Below are 24,667 nucleotides of genomic sequence, written 5' to 3'. Positions count from 1 at the left end.
TATCCCTACATTAGTTCATAATAAATCTGATAACTTTATATTAATGGTGTTATGTATGATTAAAATGTATCTAAGTCAGTGGGTCAAAAATTAAAAGATTAATTGTCAAAATTAGGTAACTATAAAGATATTATTAAAAATGAACCTATGATATTAATAAGATGATTATATTAAAATCAAGACGAAGTGATATTTGATTCAAATTATTGATTATATATAGTATTTGATAACAACTTTTTAAAAATAAGTGAACTATAATCAAAAGTTAAAGAGAACATTTTAAATAATTATGATATCGATTTTACTTATAAATTTAGAAATGCTAGAATCAAAAAATACAAAAATAAATTAATATTGATATTGTTAGATTAACGTTTAAATTTTATTTTTTTATAGACATTAAGTGTACTTTAAGTTATAATTAACTTGCAAAACGTAAAAACCAAGGGTGTATTTCCTTCGTTTTGCACAACTAGGTGTACACCCATTTAAAAGAAATTAAAAAAAGTAAATATTTATGTTTGCTTTTTATTTTCTATATGTTATTATAATTATGCAAAACGAAGGAACTTTTTAATAAAGTCCATACACCCAAAAAGGTTTTTAAATCTGAGTAGGTTGTACACCTAACAAAAAAAACAAAATAAGACGTTATTTTTTTTGATTACAAATTTAGGAAGGTGATACTATCAAAAAATACTATTTAATATTATGTAAATTTGGTCATGTTGGGAGAAATAAATATCTTGCTATTTATTTACCTATAATTGCATATAGTTTTAAAGAAGCTAGTCACAAAGCTAAAGAAATTAGAGGTATTAAGAAAGACCATAAAGATTGATGTTTGGAAAAACCAAGATTAATTTTAAAAGCAGAATATGAGTTATATAAAGCAGCATTGAAGAATGACATTTATTTTAAAGAAAGAAAAACTAGATCTAGACTAAATTTATTTACTGATAGAATGTTAGATGAAAAAAATTACACTAGAATTAACAAACTAAAAACAAATAAAAAATTGTATAAAAGAAGAACAGATAAAAGTGAAAGATTATATAGGTATAATAAAAATAAAATATCAGAATTATATTGTAAAAAAGAGGTTCAACAATGATTAAATTCAAATTAACAAATGCAAAGTTCCTTGATAATGTTGAGGAATTTAAAATTATCAAAACTGAATTAAAACAAAATTCTTTTATTAATTCTAAAATAACTACAAAAAAAATAATTATTGAAAAAGATTTAAAATATCCAGATTTAATTAAAGAAATAAAAGATGTAGAAGTAATAATAAAATTATCAGTTGGATTATTAGTTTTATATGCTTCATTAAGTTGTGATTATAGAACACCATTAGGTGCTAATATGTTTATTTATAAGTATAAAGTGTTCAAAAATAAATCGTATGAACAAACAAAAGGTTTTACTAAATCAATTAGTTTTAATGATTTAGAGCCAAGTAGTATTGAAGAATTAAGAACTTTATTTGAGAGTTTAATCAATAGTAAGGATTTTGTTTTCAATATATCTCAATTCTCTGATTTTATGGATATATTTAAATACTATAAAGAACTATATAATGAAATAAATAATAATGATAATTTTGTGATTGAAAACGTATCTAAAAAAGAATATTTTATTAGTTCAACTTGTAAAGAATTATTTAATAATAATAATGAGTTACAAACAATTTATAAAGATTTCGAACCAGTATATGATAATAATGAAATATTAATCGGTTATACAATTCCTTCTTCTAAGGAGAACATTAATAAATCAATTCAAAAAGATATACTTACATTAAAAAAAATAAGAGTAAAAAAGAAAACTAATATATATAAAAAAATAACTAGACAAAAAGAAAATTTATTCCTGAGTAATTATAGTGAAGTTAATTCAAATAATATTAATGGATTAGTTCAAGTTGAATTAATATATATAAAAGAAGATAGAGATAGCTTAGTTCTAAGTGTTAGTTATGATAAAGAAATAGATTTCAAATATTTATTATTATATGATAAAGGTCAACAAATAAAAATTGAGTCAATTGAAAATTCATTAAAACTAATTGAAGAAGGTAATAGTGGAACCGCAATTAATTTATTAGAATATTTAATTGGTGATGCAAAAATGCCAAATGAAACAATCTATAATAAAATAAATAATATTGAACTATATACTAAAGGATTGAACATTTCTCAAACAAAAGCATTCCTAAAAGGTATTGATTCAAATCCGATTACATTGATAAAAGGTCCTCCAGGTACCGGAAAAACTCATGTTATTAACTCAATAATCCAATACATTACAAAAGAATTAAAAGAGAGAGTCATTATCTCATCTCAAACACACATTGCTATTGATAATGTACTGGATAAATTAGTTGAGAATAAAGACCCAGTTATTCCGAGAAGAATTACAAATAAATATAATAGATATGATTTAAATAATATTGATGAAACTTTATTTGATACATGAGCTTCAAAATTTGAAGAATACATTAATGATTATCAAAATGAAGAGATCAAAAATAACATATTAAATGATTATAAAAAATTTAAGGGAGAGAAGAAAATATCATTTACTGAAAAGTTACCAGATGATTATTATGTGATTGGCGCAACAACAACTACAACTGCAATTTCTGGAAGAAAAGGTTATCAAGTATTAGAAAACTTTAAGTGATTAATTATTGACGAAGTTTCTAAATGCCCAATCACAGAAGTTTTAAGATACTTACCGTATGTAGAAAAAATAATATTAGTAGGTGATGATTATCAACTATCACCAATCTTAGAGTTTTCTAAAGATGATGTAAAAGATTTAAAATCTTATGATGAAGAAAAGTTCGACTTACTTGAAAAAACATATATAGAATCAATCTTTTCTAAAACTATAAAAAAAGCTGAGGAAAGTGACAGACTAGTATTGTTAAATGAGAACTATAGATCAACTGAACAAATTCTTTCTACTTATAATGTGTTCTATGATAATCAATTAAAATGTAATAGAAAAGATAAAGATGATAAATTAGTTGCATTTAAAGAAGACCAAGAAATAATTAGTAATGATAAAGATGTTTATTTTATAGAACCTTTAAATGGAACTGAATCTAGTAGTTCAAACTCTACATCACGTTTCAATATATATGAAAACGAAGCAATTAAAGTAATGTTAAACTATTTAATTAATAATGTTAAAAATCCACAAGAAATAAAGATATCAACAATATTTCCTTATAAAGATCAGTTGAGGAATTTCATAAGAGATAATAGCAAACTAATAAATAAACTAAAAATAAAATTTAGAAGTTACGAGATTGATACAATAGATGCTTTTCAAGGTAAAGAATCAGATATTGTTTTGGTAAGCACAGTTGTTACGGATATTAATAAACTTAATTTTCTGAAAGATTTCAGAAGAATTAATGTTGCACTATCAAGAGCGAAAGATAAGTTATTCTTGTTCGGAAACATAAATCTAAAAAAATTAGTTATGTCTGCTCCTAATAGTGGTAAAAATAATTACTTAAATAATATTATCGAATATATCGAGTCAAAAGGAATAAAAATTAGCATAACACCAAATGGAGAAATAAACTATGACAAAAGGGATAGTAAGTTTAAAATTATCTAAGTATTTAAGAAAAATTGAAGTTGTTACAAAAATATTTAAAAAATCCTCTTTTGACTTATATTTAGTTGCATCGATAATAAAAAATATCAAAGATCCAATACAAGCTATTGAATTCATAAAAGAAATTACTGGGAATGGAAGTTTATATAAATTATTTTCTAGCCTATATCTTAAAAAGTCTAAAGAATTTTCTGGTGAAGATATAGAAAATATATTAAACAATTCCTTAGTCCCAACATTTCAAGTAAGTAATTGAGAATATTATTATTACCCGTCATTAGATATAACTATTATTGGTAATAAAGTATTTGCAGGTGATATTTATAAAGATGGGAATTATATAATTAATAACTTAAACCCTGATGAAGACTTTGTTAGTTCAAAAGTAGTTCAAAACATTTTGATCGATGATGACTATGATAATTATGAATATATTTATGAGAATAATATATGTAAAATAAAACTTGTAAATAACTCTAATAAATATTATGAATTATCACTAAAGGATTTTACTTCATCTATTGAAGAGAGGAACATAAATTTATTAGATTTAAAATACGATAATCAAATTTTAGAAGGCAGATTTGATCAATTAAATAATGAATACGTCATGAATCTTAATGAAAAAGAACTTAAATTTTTCAAAGATAGTGATCTATACATTATTGAAGAAGTTGGAGTTAGACAAGTTAAAATTTGTAAGTTCTTTGGTACATACTGATATTCTTCTTCGGTGATTGAATATAGTAAAGATCAAAATATTTCTGAATTAGCTCTAAACTTTCTTATAGATTCCAATAAAATATACGAAGTTAAAAATAAGTTATTATTAAATATAATAGAAAATATTAATTCTTATTTAATTAAATGCAATACCGTTAATTCATATTTAAAAATTAAGAATTCAAACAATTTTATTACATTAGGACTAAAGTTATTAATTAATAAAGAAGAAACTTTTAATTGAAGTGATGATGTATTAAAAATTTTCTTAAGTAATTACACAAATTTAAAAGAGTTATTAGTAATTTATAGTTTAAATAATAAATTAGATTACACTATTAGCAATTTAATAGAAATTTTTAATAGTGATAAAAGAGTTATGAGTGAAGAAGATATAACTAAAGTTACAAATCATTTGAATGATGTAGAAAAACTTCATAAAGAAATTAACATACTGGTTGGTGAAATGTCACAATCAGGTGTTAGAGAAAATATGAAGAAAATAAAAATAGATAGTAATGATTTGGTTGCATTAAAAAAATTCTATAATAAACACATGGCTCATAAAAACTCTATAAATAAAGAAACAAACTTAGAAAATCTAAAAGAAAAGTTAATTTATTTCCAATCAGTAAAAAAAGTACATGATAAGGTTTTAAAACTTATCAAATAATTTCCTTATATATAAAAACACTAATGCAAACTATTAGTGTTTTTTTCTTTATTAAGTTGTAAAATCATAATATTGGGGAGGTATATAATGATTATAAATAAATTTAATAATGTCTATGGAATAAAAGGTTTTAATAAATCTTTAGACTTATCTAAAGATAAATGCTCATTAATTTATGCAAATAATGGAACTATGAAAACATCATTGGTAAAAGCTTTAAAAAATATAACTAATTCAAAAGAGATTGAAGAGAGATGATTTCATAAAATGCCTGATTATGACGTTACTATTTTTAATAAAAATTACACAAATGTTAAATCAGATTCAGATGATAGAGTAATTTGTTTTGTTAATGAATATGATAAAGTTAAATTATCTAATATTGAAGGAATTGTTTCATTAATAAAAAATGATTTTCTTAAAAAAGAGATTGAAGAAGAGTGAGAAAAAAGAAAAATATCAGTTGACAAGCTTTATAAAATTCTAAAGTCAAAATTCAATTTTAGGGACAATTCAAAAGTTAATAATATTATTTGTAGAATTACAAATGCAAATAAAGAATTAGATTGAAAACAAGTCATTGATTTTCTTAGAGCTAGAAAATGAGAAAATAAGTTTATTGATAAGAATTTAGATTGTAAACTGTTAGAGATTTTGTTAGACAATAAGGTAAAAGTTTTTATGGAAAACTCTGATAAAATTAAAGCATATAGAGAACATATATTTACTAAAAAGTCATCTCATTATACTAATGATTCATTTACATTTAATGAGTTAGAACAAATACACAAACTTTTTAGCGATAAAAATAAAAAATTTTTTAATGTAGGAAATAAATTAGTAATTAAGGATTTAGTAAATAACATTGAAGAGATTATTGATAATAAATATAAATTAAATGATTTATATAATAGAGTATTAAATGATATATATAAGTCCGAGGATACTTTAAATCTTATAAAAATTATAGAAAAAGAATTAACTGGTTCAGTATCAAAAAAAATAGTTAGTTATATGATAAATGAGAACAACTCATGAGTATTTGAGGAAACCGAAAACCTTGATAATTTTTTAATTGACTATTTTGAATCAGTTTTCTCAGATCAAAAGGAAATTATCATTGAATATTTAAATGAAGTTAAGAATGTAGAAGAATATTTTAAAAGTAAGGAGAAATTAATTAACGAGTATGATGACACAAAATGAGACAAAATAATAAAAGATTATAATGAATTATTTGATTTTCCATTTGATGTTAGAATTGAAAATAGATATAATTCTATATTAGGTTATGATTCACCACAATTTGTTTTTGAAGTTAAGGATAGTGAAGGAAATGTAAACAAAAATTTTGATTCATTAATGGACGACACTCTTAGTTCAGGAGAAAAAAAAGTTGTATTCTTCCTTGAGTTATTATTCTCTATTAATATTGTTAAAGAGAAATATAAAAATGAAAGTCCTATTTTACTAATATTGGATGATTTAGTAGAATCATTTGATTATAAAAATAAACATTCAATTTTGAAATATCTATTTGATTTTATACATGATAATAAAAAAAACAAATTAATTATACTATCTCATAATTTTGATTTTATTAGGTCATGCCAGTATGACTTGAACAAAACTAAAACTATTATGGTATCGAAAAATAAAACTACAGGTCTTCTAGACTTTTGTGATTTCTTTGATAAAGATAGTAAAGAATTATATGATAATAAAGATAATGCTATTAAAGTATTTAAAAATTGAATAGATAATTTACAAAACTCTGATAATAAAAAATATATTGTAACAGCATTACTTCCTGTTTTAAGAAATATAAATAGTATTGTTGATGATAGTAATTTATTAGATGAATCTTTGCACTATTATAGTTGCCAGAATAAAAAATGATTAGATCTTACTAAAATTTACTCTAGATGAGGTATAAAATTGAATGAAGTTATTATTCTAAATGATAATATAATTGATACTATTATTAATAACTCAAATAATATAATTAAGGAAAATAATTTTAACTCTTTACCAATATATGATTTGTTGAAAAGAAAAATAATATTATCAATCTCAATAAGATTACTGGTTGAAAAATGTCTTGTCATATTATTGGAAAAAGAAGAAATTAAAATTAAAGAATATAGATTAAGCTCCTTACATTCTTTATTAAGAAATAACAAAAATTATCCGGATGATTTAAGATTCATTGTTAGAAAAGCATTATCAATGACAAACGAATTAATACATATTAATTCCTTTATGTATGAACCATTAATCGATTTAGATATTGAAAATATAATAGAACTATATAAACAAATTATAAGTTATATAAATAATAATAATTATTAACACTAAATAAAACTTAATTGAATAACTATTTATTAATAGTTTTTTTTATTTAATATTCTTACAACAAACTTTATAATTTCAATTTAATAATAATATAAGATTTAGTAGAAGAGATTTTGTATTGAATTTTAATTCAAGATTATTATTATGTTGTAAATATTATAAATATTAGAATTTTATTGGATTTAATTTTTTAAAAGATGCATATTCTTATATAAAAGATTTATATATAAGCAATGATCATAGAACTATGGTTTATATTATTCTTATTAAAATACCAGTTTATATAACAATAACACAATATAATTTTATTTATAAGTTTGCGATTAATAGCATAGCTTTATTAGAAATATGTAATTTATGAATATATTTTAAATTATTATTTAATTATAGTTATCAAAATAATTTTGATTATAATAATTTAGATATTAATAATAATCAAGAAGTAGTCGAAAAAACTTTTAATAAACCAATAGAATAAAAAGAATTAGAAAAACTAATAAAACATATAATCAAGATAAAATATTTAATAATAATAGCAGTGTAAATGCTGAAGTTCTTAATAGAAATAAGCATAATAATATTGGTATTAAAAATAATAATAAGAAAAAAAATTATTTGAATTATATTACTACTTTTATTAATATTATTAATTGCATTTTTATCAGCTGTTACATTATTTATTAATCTACCAAGATCAACTGATGAAGTTAATGATAAAGAAAAAGAAATAAATATACTAAATAATAATGAAGTATCTTATAAATAAAGTAGGAACAAACAAGAGTGTTTCATATAATAGTTTAATAAATTATTTAGAAGTACACGATAAAAGTTTGATAATGAGTTTATAGTAAATGTTGTTAACATAAATCATTTAATTAACCTAGAGATTAATAAAAATACAGTAGTTGGTAATTATTATATTAACTTCAACACTAATATATACAATACAAGAGAGAGATTGAACATTAAAGTTACTGAATCTGAAAAAATATTTAAAGATAGTTTATCACCAATTAGAATTTCTTATGGAAGTAATCTAGAAGTTGATTACAATAAAAATGTAATTAATTTAAAAATAGATTCTTATTCTGAAAGTAATATTATTAATGCAACAATTGATAATAATAACTTTATAGTAAATTTAATAGCTAATGAAGTAGGAGAGACTATAAATGATTTTAGTTTATCAAACACATTAAAAGAAAGTTTATTAGTTATAGTTTATAAAGATGATGCTAAGTTTGATATTAACTTAAGTAAAAATGAATTAATATTAAATATAATTGATGGAGTTAAATCAAAAGAAATTGTTAAATATAATAATCAAGTTATAGATCTAAAACTTAAAACAAATTCTATTTTTATAAAAGTAATTATTAATGAATCTATCATTACTATTGAAGCAGTAAAAGATGGAAGTGATACTTTAGAATTTATGCATCTAATGGTACTAAATCAGAATATTTGAAAGTTACTGTAACAGAAACTTATACTCTAGTTATTGATAAGGTTGATGATATTGAATTATCAATTAAAGATGACTCATTAATCAAAACTGTTAATATAAAAATAAAATTACTGGAGAAAAACTAAGTGTTGATAATAACTCACCAAATATAGATAATGTAACTTATGATGATGATATTAGTAAACTAACGGTTAAACCATTATCAATTGGTTCTACAGCTATAATATTAAAATATAAAAATGCTATTGATAGTTCATTTAAAGTAACCATAACATATTTATTTGATATAAGTAAATTTGAAATAGAAATGGATTATGTTGAAGGATTTGAAAATAAAAATAAAGACTCTGATTTAACAATTGATGATAAAGAGAAATTAATATCTGAGTTATTTAATTTAAATGGTTATGTAAATAATGAGTATAAAAAATATATAATAGATTTATCATTAAATAACTTTCACTCTATTCAAGGACAAAAGATAAACCGTAAGTTTAATTTATCATCATCATTAAACTCTAAAGTAGTAAAAGGAAAACTTGTCGATGTATTTTTTAGAGCAAGTCCAATAGATTTATCTAATAGAGAGAACCAATTAAGATTTGAAGGACAATATATTAATAATATTAAATTAAATGATTTAACAGATAAAACTAAAATAACTAATGCAATACTAAAATACTTTATTATTCTAAATAAAAATTTAAATCTAATAAAGATTAATAAAATATTGTTAAAGAGTGGAACGGCTATTAATAAAAATAAACCTAATGCAGGTAATATGTTTAATATAACCATTGAAGCAGCGAGTAATCAAAATGATATAAAAAATGAAGAAGTGTTTAAGTTCCAGGGTTTCTTTATAAATGGAGTATAAGAAAATATTGATCTTGAATCTATTTTTAACTAATAGTATTAATTCTTTTTCAAATAAATTAATTAGTAAAATATTATTAAAATTTTTTTTATTTATAATTATATATTTTAGTTTTTTTAAACCACTTCTAATTTATTACTTACTTTTAAACTTATTCTATGATAGAATAAAAGTGTAAATAAGGGGAAAAATGAAAAAGATTTTAAGTTTATTAAGTTCTATTGGTTTGGTTACAACTTCTTCATCTTTGTCTATGAACGTTGTTTCATGCGGTGATAGTGATACATCAAAAGAATTAACATATCAAGATAACAAAAAGGATAGTGATGCTGTTGAATATTTAACAAACCCATTAAAAGTTGGGGTATATAACTTAGAAACAAAAAAATATGAACAATTAAGTATAGTTGATAAAAAACTCGGGAAAGATTACCATGATTTGGATTCTTCTAATATTGTTGATGGAACTAGTATAGGAACTTTCGAAGGGAGTTTGTTAAACTTTATTGATGGTAGTTTTGAAGAAGGAAAAAGTCTATTTGGAGACTTCGATACAATATATAAAGAAATAGCTGATTTAAAAGCAACTTCAACTAAAGATGGCGAAAATTTAAATGTAACCTTTTATAATGCTTCTATAAAAGGTAATAAAGATGATCTAACTTTTATTTTAAATATTTATAAAGTTTCAACTAAAATTGATAAAGATAATAAAAGTTTAGGTGGTTCAATGGAAAAAGTATTCCACAAAAATATTTCATTAACTTTATCATAAAAGCAATTTAATTATTATAATTTAAAAAACTCTGAAAATTTTACTAGTGCAGAGTTTTTTTTGATTTTATAAAGCATAGAATTTAATAATTTAGATTTTACATTTCAAAATTAGCTAAAAGTCTTTTTATTTAAAATATATTTAATCATAGGTATCTAATTATATTAAATTTTGTGTGTTTTATTATGTTTGATATAATTGCTTTTAAGAGATTAACTTTAAGTAAATTATACCTATTACATAATAGCCTGTTATAAATAAAATAAATTTTACTTTTAATATATATTTAATTTTACTTTATGCTAAGTATATAATAAAAATGTACATATTAAAGTGTACATAAGTTATAAAAAAATTAATATAAATACATGAAAGAAGGAAAAATTTAATTAATAAATGCTAAGTTTACTTAGCGATATTACTATTGTTTTATCATGAACAAATGTATTTTTAAATTCTACTAATCAAAAAATTAAAACATAAGGAGTTTTTAATTTAGAAAATAAAAGTGTAAAATGGAATAATCTACAAATGAATAAATTATTATACATTAGAAGTTGGTTTTAAATTATATATTGGAGCAGAAGCTTTTGGTTGAAATCCAGCTTGAGCTAAATCTTCTGGGTTAATGGGTATTGGAGATACAAACTTTGAACAGATGTATTAAAATTTATAGTAATATTTTAAATTATAAAAACTATTAAGGTAGAAATTAATAAACATTACAATAAATTAATTAATAAAATTTTCAATAAGTATTTCAATAAAATTAAAAGGAGATTATTAAAGTGAAAAAGATTTTTATAATATTATTTCAAGTTTCAAGTTTAAGTTCTTTAACATTAACATCAATAGCTTGCACAGATCCTTACAATAAATCTCAGGAGAAAATAGACTTAAAAGATATTGACTTTTCAAAAATTAACTTTATAGCCGGCACATCATTTAAAGAAATCAAAGAAGATATAACTTCATTTTACAATGGTATTGTTTATGGTATAGATTATAAAATTAATAATTTAAATCAGTTAGTTGATAATAATGATTTCTTAAAAGGGGGCATAAGTTTTAGTATTTCAATAATTAATGACAATATTTACTATAAGGGAATCAGTAATATATTAGTTTCAAGTTTTATTGATATAAATAGTTCGTTTAACAAAGATGAAACTTGATGATTAGCAAATATGACACTTGAAGATATTAAATATTCTATTGTATTAGGCTTGTTGCAAATTCGACCAAGAAAGCCAAGCAGAGAATCTATGAAAAAAATTGAGGAATCTGATTTAACAATTAAATATGATGATAAGTTTGTAGTAAATGGAAATGTTATAAAGGGTGCGGTGTTCACAGTAGAAGTTAAAAAAAATGCACTTTATTTTAAAGGTCAAACAAATCATACATGAAATATCAAACCTATTGATTTATCAACAAGGTATAATTTCCCTAGTAAAGAAACACTAGATCTTGGGTCTGGTTATTGTGATTATGGATATGTTGAACAGAATTTTGTTTATTGGGTAAAAAGGTATAATAAGATTCTTGAAATTGATGTTGATTATGTACTTAATATAACTTGATTAGATCAAGATGAATATGGAAATGGAAATTTACAAAAAATTAATGTAAAAGCTACTCCTACATCTAATTTCTTGATTGGTGAGTATGATATTGATTATGAATAGTATATTATTTAATAATTATTTATCATATTAGGTTGATAAATAATAAATTTAAATTGCTTTTTAAACTATTAAATATAAAATATACAAAAGAAAGTGTTGCAGAATTTATATTTCAAAATTTATCAATAGTAAACAGTGATGAAAATACTTAATGTATAGTGTCGTAAATTATCTTTAAAAAACGATAAAATGTTTAAAAATTTTTTCTTGATAAAACTTTACTTCATAGAAATAATATTTATAAAAATCCTATTATTCATTCCGATAATGGAAGGTAATATTAATTTTTAATGCATTAATAAATGCTAATAAAATAAGATCCTTTATAACAAATTTTTGTATCTGTATTGATAATGCTATTTGAAAATATTTAATTCTTGTAAATTGTAAGCGATTATTTCACTAAATACAAGAATTTAATATACACTTCTTGTATTTTTTCTTTTGTTATTGAAAAGTATTAATTACTATATTTTCATGGACTCTCCATTTTGGAGGTTGCATCTTAATATAACCTTCATTATCAACAGTATATTTATTCCCATGGATTCTAGGGTCTTCAATTTCAATAAGGTTATAAACATCATTACCAATTGAATAATAATATTTATTATCTTGTGTTTTCATAATAATGAATTTGTTTTGGTTTTAAATATAATGGTTTAAACCCAAAACATACAAATCATTTTTATTATCAAAATTTATGCTGGAACCATTATTAACAATTCTTGTTGATCTATATGAGAAAACAATATTGGGATTTTCTGTAAATTTTCAAATAAGTGATTTAGAGTAATTAATAGGAGTTGAAAATAATTCATTATATTCTTGAATTAGTATTGAAAGATATGCATTTAGCTCTTCAATTGTTTTAATGTTTTTATTCTAATACTTTGTGGTCATCTTTTTGAAGTGTGCCAAAAGTACGTTCAATCAAAGCTCTTTCTTGTGATATTGAAGTCTATTTTGTTGCAATTTTAAAGAATTAAAAATAAACTGAAATTTAGCACGAGACTCTGAATAGCCTTCAGAGTCTCTATTTATTTCAGAGCTAAATACATTTCTGTTATCTATAACATTTTTCATTGGAATACCATATTTCATAAAAGCTTCTTTATATATTTGATAATAAATCTCTATAGTTTCTTGCTCACTAAAATAACCTGCTAATATTTTTTAGTAGATTTATCGATTACAATGTTCAATTGTGTTTTAAAACCTTTTATTCATTCTTGATTTGAAGCATCGGCTTTAAAAACAGAACAAAGTTTTGCTCTCTTTTTTAAGATGGACGTGGGTGTTTCAAGATAGGTATAAGGGGTGTTTTTTTATTTGGAATATCATTCATTAAATTTAAGTACTTATTTCTTAATTTAATTTCTCTTTTTGTTTTTCTGTGCATTGTAAAATTAATTTTGTTATTTTCTTTCATTATATTTCTTAATTATGAATAACTAACTTTATTTTTTCAATAATTTTCTCAGTAATCAAACATACTAAGGTCAAAATACTTATCTTTAAAAATTTTTATAATCTCAACTTTAGTACTTTTATTTATCTTATTTTTTTGGTGTTTTACCATTGATTTTATGAATAAAAGCCTTAGGTCCAATAGTTCTAAGTCCATTAAGTTTACGATATATATGTCTTTTAGATCAACCGAGTTTCTGAGCGTTAGTGTTAATATCATTTAATTTATTTGATAGGTCTCTAATTACGCTTAATTTTATTTGTTTCATTATGTCTAAACTAATTCCTTTCATATAATTACCTCCAAGTAAAATTATACTTGTGACATAATCGCTGGTTAATTGTTGTTACATAATCGCGTATTATTTATAAAAAAATTTACTAATTTATAGGGTTGATTTATTAATATTTAACATATAAGTGATATTATAAAACTATGAGGTGTTTATGAAGAATTTAATTAAAATTTATTCAAAAATTAATATAAAAAATAAATTCTTTAGTATAGTCTTAACTTTAATGATAATTACTAATATAGTATCTTTTTCTTTACTAATTTTTATAGGTAAGGATGAAGAGTATGAGCAAAAAATTGTAAATCTACAGATAACTTTTTATTTTATTTTAATAAATATTGTTTATTTAACTGTTATGACTATAATACTTAATAATAAGAATTTTTATGATTCATTGAAAAACGGAAAAGTAAGCATGGAAATAATCAATGGTTATAATAAAAAAATTATATGATTTTCTAAATTATTATCACAAAAAATTTTTATTACATTAACAATAATAATACAAATGATAATAGTCAATATATTATTAATATTCTATAATAAGGACTACCAGCCTTTACTAATTTCTCAAAGATTATTTTTCTGAATTTTTTTATTTTTTGTATCCTTCATTTTAGATTTAATTTATCATATGTTAGTTCTTTTCATAAAACAAGAAACTTTCATAACATTATTAGTTTTTTTGACTTCCATAATAATGGCATCCTTATTACTACTTAATAGTTTAACTAAAAAAAACGATACAAATGGGTATGGTGAGGTTAAAATTAATACATCTTATAGAATGATAAATAATGTTTTAAATAACTATAATAATTTTAGAGAAAATAATAATCTTGATACAACTACTTTAATAAAATCTTTGATTGATCTTAAACTTGACTATTATATTGAATATAATTTTAATAATAATTTTAATTATAATAGTTATATATTTAATGATGAATATATAAATAAAAACAAAGACAATATTTTTATAAAGTTCATTTTAAACGAACTAAATTCTATAAAGAATAATAAATCTATTTTTAATTTAAAATTAAATGAAATAAAATATTTATCAGATAATGAGCTAGATAATTTAATTTTAAGTATTTGAAATAACTTTTATAAAGTAACCGATAATATTTTTTATAAGAAATTATATGATAATTATATTAATAGAATAAATGATAATAATATAAATAGAAACAATAAAACATTTAAATATTTAATCCCAAATGAGTATAATTTTGATGATGAGAAAAATAACTCAGAAGTTGCTGATGTAAAAGATAATGGATACACAACAATAAAAAATAACCCTGAAATCGCAATATTAATTAATTTATATATAAGTATTTTAGATGAATTCTACAACATAAATGAAGAGAATAATTATAATACTGATATATTTAAAATCTACATAGAACAAACAGACCTTAATGATGCCTATTTTAATGCAATTAGATTTAATTTATTGAACCATTTATCTAATATGTTATATGGTTTTAATGATGAAAGGTATGATTATTTTATTGCAAATCAAATATTTGGACCAATAAGCAATTTGAAATATACAAGACTTGTAAATGATGTTAATAATCTAAATAAATATAGATATTTTTCTTATAACTTTACTTATGATTATAATAAGTTCAGTTCACTAAATAATAAATTTAAATATAGATCTACGATTTTTCAAGAAAAATATTGAGCAAGCAATTCTAATTTAAAAGAACTGATTAAAGTTACAAATAAAATGATAATGAGTGAATATCCACTCTCATCATTAGATAAAAAATATTGAACCGTATTGTTTAATATAGAGCCTCCAAAAGGAGTTGAAAAACCACCAACTATTTGCAAGGCCGAGTCAGTTAAATCAATAAGTGAGATCTATAGTAATCAAAATTACTCTATTTGTAACTTGAAAAATGTTTATGTTTCTCAATACAGAGATGCACAAGATAGTTATAATAAACCCACAAAAGATGATTTACTAATTTATTCTAATGATAAAGATACAAATTTTCTAGGTGATTCTTCAATTATAGATGATAATTATAAAATTGATATTTATAGTGAAAATTATTTTTCTACAAATAAAAAAGGTCAAATTTTAAATTACTTTGCTTTAATATTGCCTTGGTTTATAATTTTATCAACATTAGACATATGTACTTATTTTTTATTTATTCGTAGATTTGAAAACAACATCTAGAAAGGACTTAAAAAGATGATAAAAATAAATAATATTACTAAAAAAATTAAAAATAAAATTATTTTGGATGAAGTAACTTTTGAAATAAATGAGAGAGATGTGATAGGAATAATTGGTGAAAATGGTAGTGGTAAATCAACTTTATTAAAAATAATACTTGGATTAAATAAGTATGATAGTGGAGAAATTATATACGAAAACAAAGATTTTAATTATTTTCCAGATGTTTCAAATATGTTTACTAATGTTAAACCAATTGAAATTATAGAACACTATTGTAACCTAACAAATATTAAGTTGAAAGACATTAAAACCAAAATAAATGAGGTTGCAAGTTATTTGAATTTAAATAATTTACTAAATAATAATATGAAAACATTAAGTACTGGTGAGAAAAAAAGAGTTTACATGTTAATCCAATTAATAATAAAAAAAACCATTTTCTTTTATGACGAACCTACTGATAACTTAGATGAAGATTATAATAAAATTTTTAAAAATATATTGAGTGAATTAATTAATAAAGGTTTAACAATCGTAATTGTTTCCCATTCATATGATTTTTTAGAGAGGTTTATAAACAAGTTATTAGTAATAAAGAATACAAAAGTAATTAATATTAAAAATTACAAAAAAGGGGATAAAATTATAAATCATATCAAAGATGATGGTATAAAAGAAGAAAATTTTACAAACAAAAGTATTATAAAATGATAATAATTAAAACAAATATTTTTTTTATTAAAACGTATTAATTTCCTAAAGAAAGGATAAATTATATGAACCAGAGCCCTTATTATTTTCTAACAAATACGGATATAGAAATTTGAAATAATTCTCTAGATTGCGATTGTGAAGTAGATGAATGTATATCTAATCATAAATTATGTGCACTTTGTAAAAAAGTTATTATCTTTAATTCTTATGAAGCATGTCAACCAACTAGTCAGTATAAATGAAATATTGATCATATTATTCCAAAATCAAGATTTAATGAATTAACTAATTACGCAAATCTTAGAAATATATATAATGTAAATGATAAAAAAAATAAACAAATAACGCATGTTATATGTAACAAAATAAAAGGTGATGAATTTAATCCAAATTTTGAAAATGGGTTTGGATTTATTAATAACACCAATATTTAATAATTATTAATCTTTTAAAATTTATAAAGTATAAAATAAGTATTTATATAAATTAAGCTATTAAATATAAATAACCAATATAATTTATTTAACCATATGAATATATTTTTGTCATCTTCCTCTAAGTCATCTTCTTACATATACAATTGATCGTAGTAGAGGATCAACAATTACTGATGCATAAATACATAATAACCCTGGTCCTTCAACAATATTAAATCCTTTAACAATTATAAAAGGAAGAATAACCATACCAAGACCCATTGTAATAAATGAAATAATAATAGGGAATCACAAATCTCCAACACTTCATAATGATCTTAATAATGTCATGTTAACAGTATCAAATAATATTTTTACTGAAAAGATTGTAAGTAATGAAACTCCTCAAGGAATAGCAGTATCTTTAGAGTTTAATATTCATAATAATGGATAACTAATAGCAATCATAACTAAGTTAGATATTATAGTTACATATATTGCGGTCTTTCAACAATTTAAAGCAATTTCATAAGCTCCTTGTTTATCTTGTTCTCCAATTTTTCTAGATACAAAAACAGCAGTTACAGTACCAATTGCTTGAATAAATGCTGATGAGTATTGTCCAATACTACTTGCATTTCTATGTAATATTATTCAAACATTACCAGTACCTAAATGTAATTGACCTATCGCAACTGATGTGCCAAAGTTACATAAGTTTCAAACTCCCATTTCAATAGTAATAGGTAAACCTGTTCTTAATGTTTCTTTAGCATAGTTTCAACTTAGTTGTTTATGTCGATTTATTTTAAAATCAAAATACTTAAAACACATAAACATCATAAAGAATATTTGAAATAATCCTGTAATTGGTAGTACTAATGAACTATATACTGGAGCAATATTAGTTCCATATAATAAGATTGATATAAGACAAAGATCAATAACGTTTGCCATCATTGTTCCGATTGTAACTACTTTACTTTTTTTAATTGATTGTAAACCAGCGACAAATACTTGATAGACACTCATCATAACTAAGTTAATATTGGTAAAACGATAATAATCAGAAACATATTTTAATTCAGTTGGTTCTAAGATAACTTGTCCACTAACATCTTTAATAGGTTCATTTGCTGATGCTTCTACTCAACCAACAATTGTATCACTTAGTATAGTTATTATCATAAATATCGGTAGCATAATTGATAAGTTAACTAGTATACCAGTAACTATAACTCTTGATACTTCTTCTTTTCTTCCCTGACCAATTAAGTTACCGGCCACAATTATAGTTCCTGTTGCAATTAAACTTGGTACAAATTGTAAAGTATTATATGCTAATACTGCTTTAGAAGTTCCTTCAGCATATGCACCAGCTTTATAATTATTTATAGCAATTAAATTTATTTGAGTAATTAATATTGTAAATAATAACTGTATAAATATTGGTATAGCCATACTAAAAATATCTTTTGCATTTTCAATCTTATAAAAAGGGGTGGTTATTTTTGCAAAAGGTTCATGAATATAACTTTTACGAAGTTCTTTTTTGCTTAATTCTTTTTTAGGTAAAGTATTATCTTCCATTATTTTTTTCCTTTATAATAATTATTATACTTACTTAACTAATAATCACATTATAAAAATATTATATTATTTATTATTTACATATTTAATATTAACTTCACTTATTTCTTATTTTATAATATTAATTTATTATTATTTTTAATATAAGAAAGGAAATAATTATGAACGATAAGAATTTTAATAGTGATGATTCTACAAAATTAGCGATCGGTAACAAAAATGTTTTAAAATTTGAGTTTATTATTAAATTATTTTCATTAGTCTTAATTATTTTAGGAATTTTAATGATCTGATTTGCAATTCATTATACTTTTAATCCAGACAACATTCATATAAATAAGCTATGAAATGGTAATTTATATACTTATATATTATTTTAATAGTAATTAAGTTTTTATATTTTTTTCATAATTTACTGTAATTTGGTTTCACTACTGCACAAGCTAAAAATCATTATTTGATTGATCAAATAATGATTTACATTAAAATAACCTTGTTTATATCATCACTAACTTTTTTAAGTTTTATAAATATATTTCTATTTAATAAATATTTTAAACTTTAAAAAAAGTAAATACTAAAAGCAACTTCGAAAATAATTAGCAATTAAATGGAATTAATAAAAGAAAAGTGATAATCAAACCATTAATATTTATAAACTTATTTTTAATTATTGGATATATTGTTTGAGTATCTTTAACTTTTAAATTTGATCTAATTAATAAGGAAGAGTTTATTTCATATAATTTTTATTGTTAATTATTAACTTTTACCTTAGCTTTTATATTAATTATTAGTTATTCACTTTGTGTTTCGCTAGCTATCAATACCAAATATTATATTAAAGATGACAAATTAGTGCTAAATAATTTATAATTTAAGCAATTCCAATTATAGGATTTATTATTTTTTAGGATACTACATCAAAATAATGGATTAAAAAGATTAGAAAATAAATTGACAATGTCTTCAATCAGAAAACACCACTTAATTAATTTTCTAAGATATATATTCTAAAATAAGTTTATCAACTTATTAAAATATTTTCCATTTATATAAATTAATTAAAAAAAATTCCAAGTTTTTATTTATAAGACCCTTGAAAGTGATATTATTAATAAGGGTGATAATATGAAAGCAGCGTGCTTTGAAAAAAATAGTTTAAAATACGTGGTTAAAGATGTTGAAAAACCTGTAATTCAAAAACAAACTGATGCAATAGTAAAAATGATGTATACAACAATTTGTGGAACAGATTTACATATTCTTAAAGGAGATGTTCCTGAAGTTCCTGATAATTGTATATTAGGTCATGAAGGTATTGGTGTAATTGAACAATTAGGTAGTGATGTAAAAAACCATAAAGTAGGAGATGTTGTAATAATATCTTGTATAACAAGTTGTGGAACTTGTAAATATTGTAAAAAAAATTATCAATCTCATTGTATTGATGGTGGTTGAATATTTGGTCACTTAATTGACGGAACTCATTCTGAATATATAAGAGTGCCACATGCAAGCAACTCATTACATAAAGTAGATTCATCTAAACCTGGTTTTGAGAATCTAGTACTAATTAGTGATATATTTCCAACTTCATATGAAATCGGTGTGCTAAATGGTGAAATTAAAGAAGGAGATATTGTTACTATAATTGGCGCAGGACCAATTGGATTAGCTGGATTAATGTCAGCCAAACAAAAAAATCCTAAAAAAATAATTATGATTGATTTAGATCAATCAAGATTAGACTTTGCAAAAGCAAATGGTGCTACAGATATAATTTGTGCAACAGGCGATGAAGCAATTAAAGAAGTAATGAATATGACTAATAACGAAGGTTCGAATGTTGTTATTGAAGCAATCGGAACTAAATTTACATTTGATTTAGCTCAAAAAATAGTTTCAATAGCAGGTAACATTGCGATTGTTGGTGTATTTGGTGAGTCAGTAGAATTTAATTTACAAGACTTATGAATCAAAAACATCAAACTTACTACAGGACTAGTAAATGCTTATTCATCATTAGAATTAATTAAAAATATTGACGAACACAAAATTCCTATTGATAAGTTAATATCTCATAGATTTAATTTTAGTGAAATAGAAAAAGCATTTGATGTATTTAAAAACGCTAAAGATAACAAAGCATTAAAAGTGCTAATTAAATTTTAATAAAAAAAATAAAACTCTATTCTATTTTAAAAGACGAAAGTCTTTTTTTTGTTCTAAATCTATTTCTATCAATAAACAATATATGTTAATATTAAAAAGCAAGTAAAATAAGGAATATTATTAGGAAATTTAAATGAAACTATCAGATGAACAAATTAATATAATTGAAAATATTATTAACAATAACATAATTGTTGAAGCTGTTGCAGGTAGTGGAAAAACTACAACTGCGTTAGAGATGGCTAAAAGATATCCAGATAAGGAATTTCTTTTAGTAACTTATAATGCAGGATTAAAAGAAGATACTAGAAAAAAAGTTAAAAATAATAATTTGTATAATATTACTGTTGAAAACTATCATTCACTTACTATAAATTATTATGGAATAAAGAATGGTAAAGATGATAGTGCAATTTTAAAAGTATTAGATGAAAAAATAACACTACAAAATTTTAAAATACCTGATGTTATTATTCTTGATGAAGTTCAAGACATGACAATACATTACTACAAATTAATTGTTAAATTAGTAAAAGATTTTAATAATAAAAATATTTCACTTTGTGTACTAGGTGATCGTAAACAAACTCTTTATCAATTTAATGGTTCTGATTTTCGTTATTTAGAAAAAGCAGATCAAATATTTTTAATTAACGATAAACCTTGATTAAGATTAAAATTATCATTAAGTTTTAGAGTTCCAAATAAAGTATGTGATTTTATAAATAAAGTATTTTATAAATATGATTTTATTTATTCAACTAAAACTACTGATGTAGAAATAGATTATATAATTTATGATCCTTATAATTTAAATAATGTAAGTAAAAGTATAATTAATGAAATTGAAAAATATGGAATAGAAAATACTTTTTTACTTTCTAACACAACTAAAACTAGTAATACTTCAAATCCATTAAATAATATTCTTAATTTGATAAACCAAAACTATGCAATATATGTAAAAGAAAATTTAATTAGAAAAGATAAATCATTAAAAAAAAATAAAATAGAAATTACAACTATGAATTCAACTAAAGGACGTGAAAAAGATTTAGTTATCATTTATGGTTTTGATGATTTTTATTTTAAAGGTTATGCTAAAAATGAAAATAATTTATTACCTTGTGATAAGTTTTATGTAGCAATTACAAGAGCAAAACAAAAAGTAATTCTATTACAATCAGAATGAAGTGCTCCTTTATGTTTTTTAGATATAAAAAAAATAACTAGTACTACAAATGTAATTGGTAATAAAAGTCATTTGTATAAAGCGTGTGAGTTAGTAAAAGAATTTAAAAGTAATGACCGATGATTTGATGTTACTGATTTAACAGAGTATATTGATGCTTCAGTTTTTTATAACTTTATTAAATTATTAAATATTGAAATATTTGAATTTACTAATAATAATCAAGTAGATTTTTCACAAACTCCATTTAATAAAACAGTTGAATATAAAGAAAAAATAATTAAAGAAGATGTATCCGCATTTAATGGTTCATTGATTACTTATATACAACTTTATAATAAGGGTAACTTTAATGATGAAATATTATCTTGAATAAACAAAATTATAGAAATGAGAAAAGCACAAGATATAAACTTTCATTTAAATAAAGAAGTTGATAGAATAAATGAAATATTATCTAAGAAAACTTTATCGATAACAGAACTAACTGAAATAGCTTGTGTAATTGATACAGTGCAGTCTGGAAGAAACTATAAATATCTACAATTAAAACAAACTAATTTTGAATGATTATCAGATAAGTTTTTTGATGATTCAATAAAATTAATTGAAGAGATAGATCCAAATAATAATATATATTTTGAAAAGCAATTATATATTGATAATAATAACAATGATATATTAATAAAAGTTGCTAATGAATTAAATATTATCGAATTAAGAATTGATGGACGTTGTGATGGATATAATGAAAAAGAAAAAACTTTATGAGAATTTAAACTAACAAAAGATATTGATGATATAATGTATTTTCAAACAATTATGTATGCATATATGCTAAAAAATTCAGGTAAAGAAGTTAAACATATTTATTTATTTGATATTTATAAACTTGAAATAAGAGAGTTAAAAATAGATTTTAATAAGTTTGAACATATATTATATGATTTATTAAAATATAAATGTATACAAGATAGTATTAAAACAGATGAACAATTTTTTAAGGAGTTAAATATTTATGAAGAAACCTAGTTTTGTGGTTATAGATTTTGAGACGGCTAATTGAATGCAAATTCCGTGTCAAGTAGGGATAGTAACATGTATAAATGGTGAAATAGTTGATCGCTATCAATCACTGATTAGTCTTCCAAGAGGAGTTTTTATACATCCAAAATTTACAGAAATACATAAAATTACTAATAAAGACTTAATAGGACAACCAAATTTTCAACAAGTATTACCAATTATAAGAGAAAAACTAACGCAAGGTTATATTGTTATTGCACATAATGCTGGTTTTGATATGAGTGTATTAAAAAGAGCATTAAGATTACACGACATTAGTCCTTTTATGTTCGATTATGCATGTAGTGTTGATCTTATAAGAAGTTCATTTCCTGGAAGATTTTCAAAACACGGACTTGGAGTTTTAGCAAAAGAATTAGGAATAACTTTTAATCACCATGATGCTTTAGCTGATTCTGAAGCAACTTCAAAAGTTTTATTAAAATGTTTTAATAATGATACTTCATTCAATTTAGCTCTTAATTCTTCAAAAACAAGAATTAAAAGATTTAAAGAGTTATATGATAAATAAAAACTACAAATGAATAGGTAAAACAGAACTATCAAAATCAATTGCAGAACAAGTATTTGGTGGTGAAAGAAAGTTGTTAATATTTGATATGTCTGAATATAGTGCTGAACAATCAGATCAAAGATTAATTGGAGCTCCTCCAGGTTATGTTGGTTATGATAGTGGTGGAGAGTTAACGAATGCAGTTAAAGAAAATTCGTTCTAAATTCTTTTATTTGATGAAGTCGGAAAAGCAAATGGTAAGATTCTAGATAAGTTTTTACAGATTTTAGAAGACGGAAGATTAACTTCAAGTAAAGGGGAGTTAGTTGATTTCTCCGAGACATTCATTATTTTTACTTCAAATATTGGAGCAAGCACTGTAAAACACGATCAACCTGAAGAATTAGTTAGAGCTAAGTTTATTGATGCAGTTGAGCAATATTTTAAAACAGAACTTAAAAGACCTGAACTATTAAACAGAATTGGTCAAAAAAATATAGTTCCATTTAACTTTATTAATGACTCTAAGGTTATTTCTAAAATTATTGAAGGTAAGTTAAATAAAGTTTCTAAAACATTACAGGTTAAACATAATTTAGAACTTGATTTTAAAGAAAACTTGTTAAATATATGTGATCTTGTAAAAAGTCATTATAAACCACAAATGGGTGGTAGGGGTATAGTAAATGCAATTGATGATATTTTTATTGGAGATTTAAGTAATTTCTTATTTGAAAATTTAGAAAAAATTAAGAATTCCAAAGAATTATTAGCCTTACAAGTAAAAGTTAAAGGAGATAAATTTATTTTTGAACTTAAATAAAT

Annotated in this window: 21 protein-coding genes and 1 pseudogene; 19 read left to right on the top strand and 3 right to left on the bottom strand. The window is 22.0% G+C overall.

The genetic code is table 4. From position 1 onward, the window contains the following. Nucleotides 1–844 precede the first annotated feature (844 nt). From SCORR_RS03090 to SCORR_RS03040, 10 genes are all read left to right on the top strand, one after another. Complete coding sequence (locus tag SCORR_RS03090; protein WP_094049030.1) at nt 845–1,129, top strand: hypothetical protein; 285 nt, start codon at nt 845–847, stop codon at nt 1,127–1,129. After that, nucleotides 1,111–3,639, top strand: coding sequence for an AAA domain-containing protein (locus SCORR_RS03085; RefSeq protein WP_094049028.1), 2,529 nt, complete (start codon nt 1,111–1,113; stop codon nt 3,637–3,639). Before SCORR_RS03090 ends, SCORR_RS03085 begins: the two co-directional genes overlap by 19 nt. After that, nucleotides 3,605–5,035 carry a hypothetical protein gene (locus tag SCORR_RS03080; RefSeq protein ID WP_094049026.1) on the top strand — a complete coding sequence of 477 codons (1,431 nt, stop codon included), beginning with the start codon at nt 3,605–3,607 and terminating at the stop codon, nt 5,033–5,035. Before SCORR_RS03085 ends, SCORR_RS03080 begins: the two co-directional genes overlap by 35 nt. Before the next feature lie 87 nt (nt 5,036–5,122). Beyond that, nucleotides 5,123–7,387, top strand: coding sequence for a hypothetical protein (locus tag SCORR_RS03075; RefSeq protein ID WP_094049024.1), 2,265 nt, complete (start codon nt 5,123–5,125; stop codon nt 7,385–7,387). A gap of 250 nt (nt 7,388–7,637) precedes the next feature. Further along, nucleotides 7,638–7,868, top strand: a complete 231-nt coding sequence (locus SCORR_RS03070; protein WP_094049022.1) for a hypothetical protein — start codon at nt 7,638–7,640, stop codon at nt 7,866–7,868. A gap of 66 nt (nt 7,869–7,934) precedes the next feature. Continuing rightward, on the top strand, nt 7,935–8,156 hold the full coding sequence (locus SCORR_RS03065; RefSeq protein ID WP_094049020.1) for a hypothetical protein: 222 nt from the start codon (nt 7,935–7,937) through the stop codon (nt 8,154–8,156). Nucleotides 8,157–8,351: 195 nt separating this feature from the next. Further along, the gene (locus tag SCORR_RS03060) at nt 8,352–8,873 is read left to right on the top strand and encodes a hypothetical protein (RefSeq protein ID WP_094049018.1); all 522 of its coding nucleotides are present in this window, start codon (nt 8,352–8,354) and stop codon (nt 8,871–8,873) included. Between the two features lie 295 nt (nt 8,874–9,168). Then, nucleotides 9,169–9,738: a hypothetical protein gene (locus tag SCORR_RS03055; protein WP_094049016.1), complete on the top strand. Its 570-nt coding sequence runs from the start codon at nt 9,169–9,171 to the stop codon at nt 9,736–9,738. A gap of 190 nt (nt 9,739–9,928) precedes the next feature. Next, a complete protein-coding gene (locus SCORR_RS03045; RefSeq protein WP_094049012.1) occupies nt 9,929–10,513 on the top strand; it encodes a hypothetical protein in 585 nt (194 codons plus the stop codon). A 788-nt stretch (nt 10,514–11,301) separates the two neighbouring features. Then, nucleotides 11,302–12,201, top strand: a complete 900-nt coding sequence (locus SCORR_RS03040) for a hypothetical protein (protein ID WP_094049010.1) — start codon at nt 11,302–11,304, stop codon at nt 12,199–12,201. A gap of 447 nt (nt 12,202–12,648) precedes the next feature. Here the strand turns inward: SCORR_RS03040 and SCORR_RS03035 are convergent, their stop codons facing one another. Together SCORR_RS03035 and SCORR_RS03025 are read right to left on the bottom strand one after the other, a co-directional pair. Continuing rightward, nucleotides 12,649–12,828, bottom strand: coding sequence for a hypothetical protein (locus SCORR_RS03035; RefSeq protein ID WP_094049008.1), 180 nt, complete (start codon nt 12,826–12,828; stop codon nt 12,649–12,651). Between the two features lie 932 nt (nt 12,829–13,760). Next, entirely contained in the window at nt 13,761–13,964 is a 204-nt protein-coding gene (locus SCORR_RS03025) for a hypothetical protein (protein WP_094049004.1), read from the bottom strand. Nucleotides 13,965–14,118: 154 nt separating this feature from the next. Here SCORR_RS03025 and SCORR_RS03020 point away from each other — a divergent pair, with 154 nt between their 5' ends. The 3 genes from SCORR_RS03020 (at nt 14,119) to SCORR_RS03010 (ending at nt 17,324) form a co-directional block, all read left to right on the top strand. Next, nucleotides 14,119–16,173 carry a hypothetical protein gene (locus SCORR_RS03020; protein WP_094049002.1) on the top strand — a complete coding sequence of 685 codons (2,055 nt, stop codon included), beginning with the start codon at nt 14,119–14,121 and terminating at the stop codon, nt 16,171–16,173. A gap of 15 nt (nt 16,174–16,188) precedes the next feature. Beyond that, the gene (locus SCORR_RS03015; protein ID WP_094049000.1) at nt 16,189–16,890 is read left to right on the top strand and encodes an ATP-binding cassette domain-containing protein; all 702 of its coding nucleotides are present in this window, start codon (nt 16,189–16,191) and stop codon (nt 16,888–16,890) included. Between the two features lie 62 nt (nt 16,891–16,952). Further along, nucleotides 16,953–17,324: a hypothetical protein gene (locus SCORR_RS03010; protein WP_094048998.1), complete on the top strand. Its 372-nt coding sequence runs from the start codon at nt 16,953–16,955 to the stop codon at nt 17,322–17,324. Between the two features lie 84 nt (nt 17,325–17,408). Here the strand turns inward: SCORR_RS03010 and SCORR_RS03005 are convergent, their stop codons facing one another. Then, nucleotides 17,409–18,896: an MATE family efflux transporter gene (locus tag SCORR_RS03005; RefSeq protein WP_094048996.1), complete on the bottom strand. Its 1,488-nt coding sequence runs from the start codon at nt 18,894–18,896 to the stop codon at nt 17,409–17,411. 161 nt (nt 18,897–19,057) lie between these two features. On the opposite strand from SCORR_RS03005, the gene SCORR_RS03000 reads away from it, so the two are divergent. The 6 genes and pseudogenes from SCORR_RS03000 to SCORR_RS05410 all read left to right on the top strand — a co-directional run bounded on the left by SCORR_RS03000 (nt 19,058) and on the right by SCORR_RS05410 (nt 24,665). Next, entirely contained in the window at nt 19,058–19,276 is a 219-nt protein-coding gene (locus SCORR_RS03000; protein ID WP_094048994.1) for a hypothetical protein, read from the top strand. A 751-nt stretch (nt 19,277–20,027) separates the two neighbouring features. Further along, a complete protein-coding gene (locus tag SCORR_RS02995; RefSeq protein ID WP_094048992.1) occupies nt 20,028–21,071 on the top strand; it encodes an alcohol dehydrogenase catalytic domain-containing protein in 1,044 nt (347 codons plus the stop codon). Nucleotides 21,072–21,204: 133 nt separating this feature from the next. Then, nucleotides 21,205–23,295, top strand: a complete 2,091-nt coding sequence (locus SCORR_RS02990) for a UvrD-helicase domain-containing protein (protein ID WP_094048990.1) — start codon at nt 21,205–21,207, stop codon at nt 23,293–23,295. After that, complete coding sequence (locus SCORR_RS02985; protein WP_094048988.1) at nt 23,282–23,860, top strand: exonuclease domain-containing protein; 579 nt, start codon at nt 23,282–23,284, stop codon at nt 23,858–23,860. The genes SCORR_RS02990 and SCORR_RS02985 overlap by 14 nt, the downstream gene beginning before the upstream one ends. Continuing rightward, nucleotides 23,850–24,314, top strand: a pseudogene (locus SCORR_RS05530) (AAA family ATPase); the annotation flags it as partial. The gene SCORR_RS02985 and the pseudogene SCORR_RS05530, both read left to right, overlap by 11 nt. After that, nucleotides 24,315–24,665, top strand: a complete 351-nt coding sequence (locus SCORR_RS05410) for a ClpB D2-like domain containing protein (RefSeq protein ID WP_342746547.1) — start codon at nt 24,315–24,317, stop codon at nt 24,663–24,665. Nucleotides 24,666–24,667: the final 2 nt, after the last annotated feature.

The organism is Spiroplasma corruscae (assembly GCF_002237575.1).
Classification (GTDB): Bacteria; Bacillota_I; Bacilli_A; order Mycoplasmatales; family Mycoplasmataceae; genus Spiroplasma_A; species Spiroplasma_A corruscae.
Note: the sequence above shows the minus strand (reverse complement) of the source record. Positions and strands in the feature narration are given on the sequence as shown.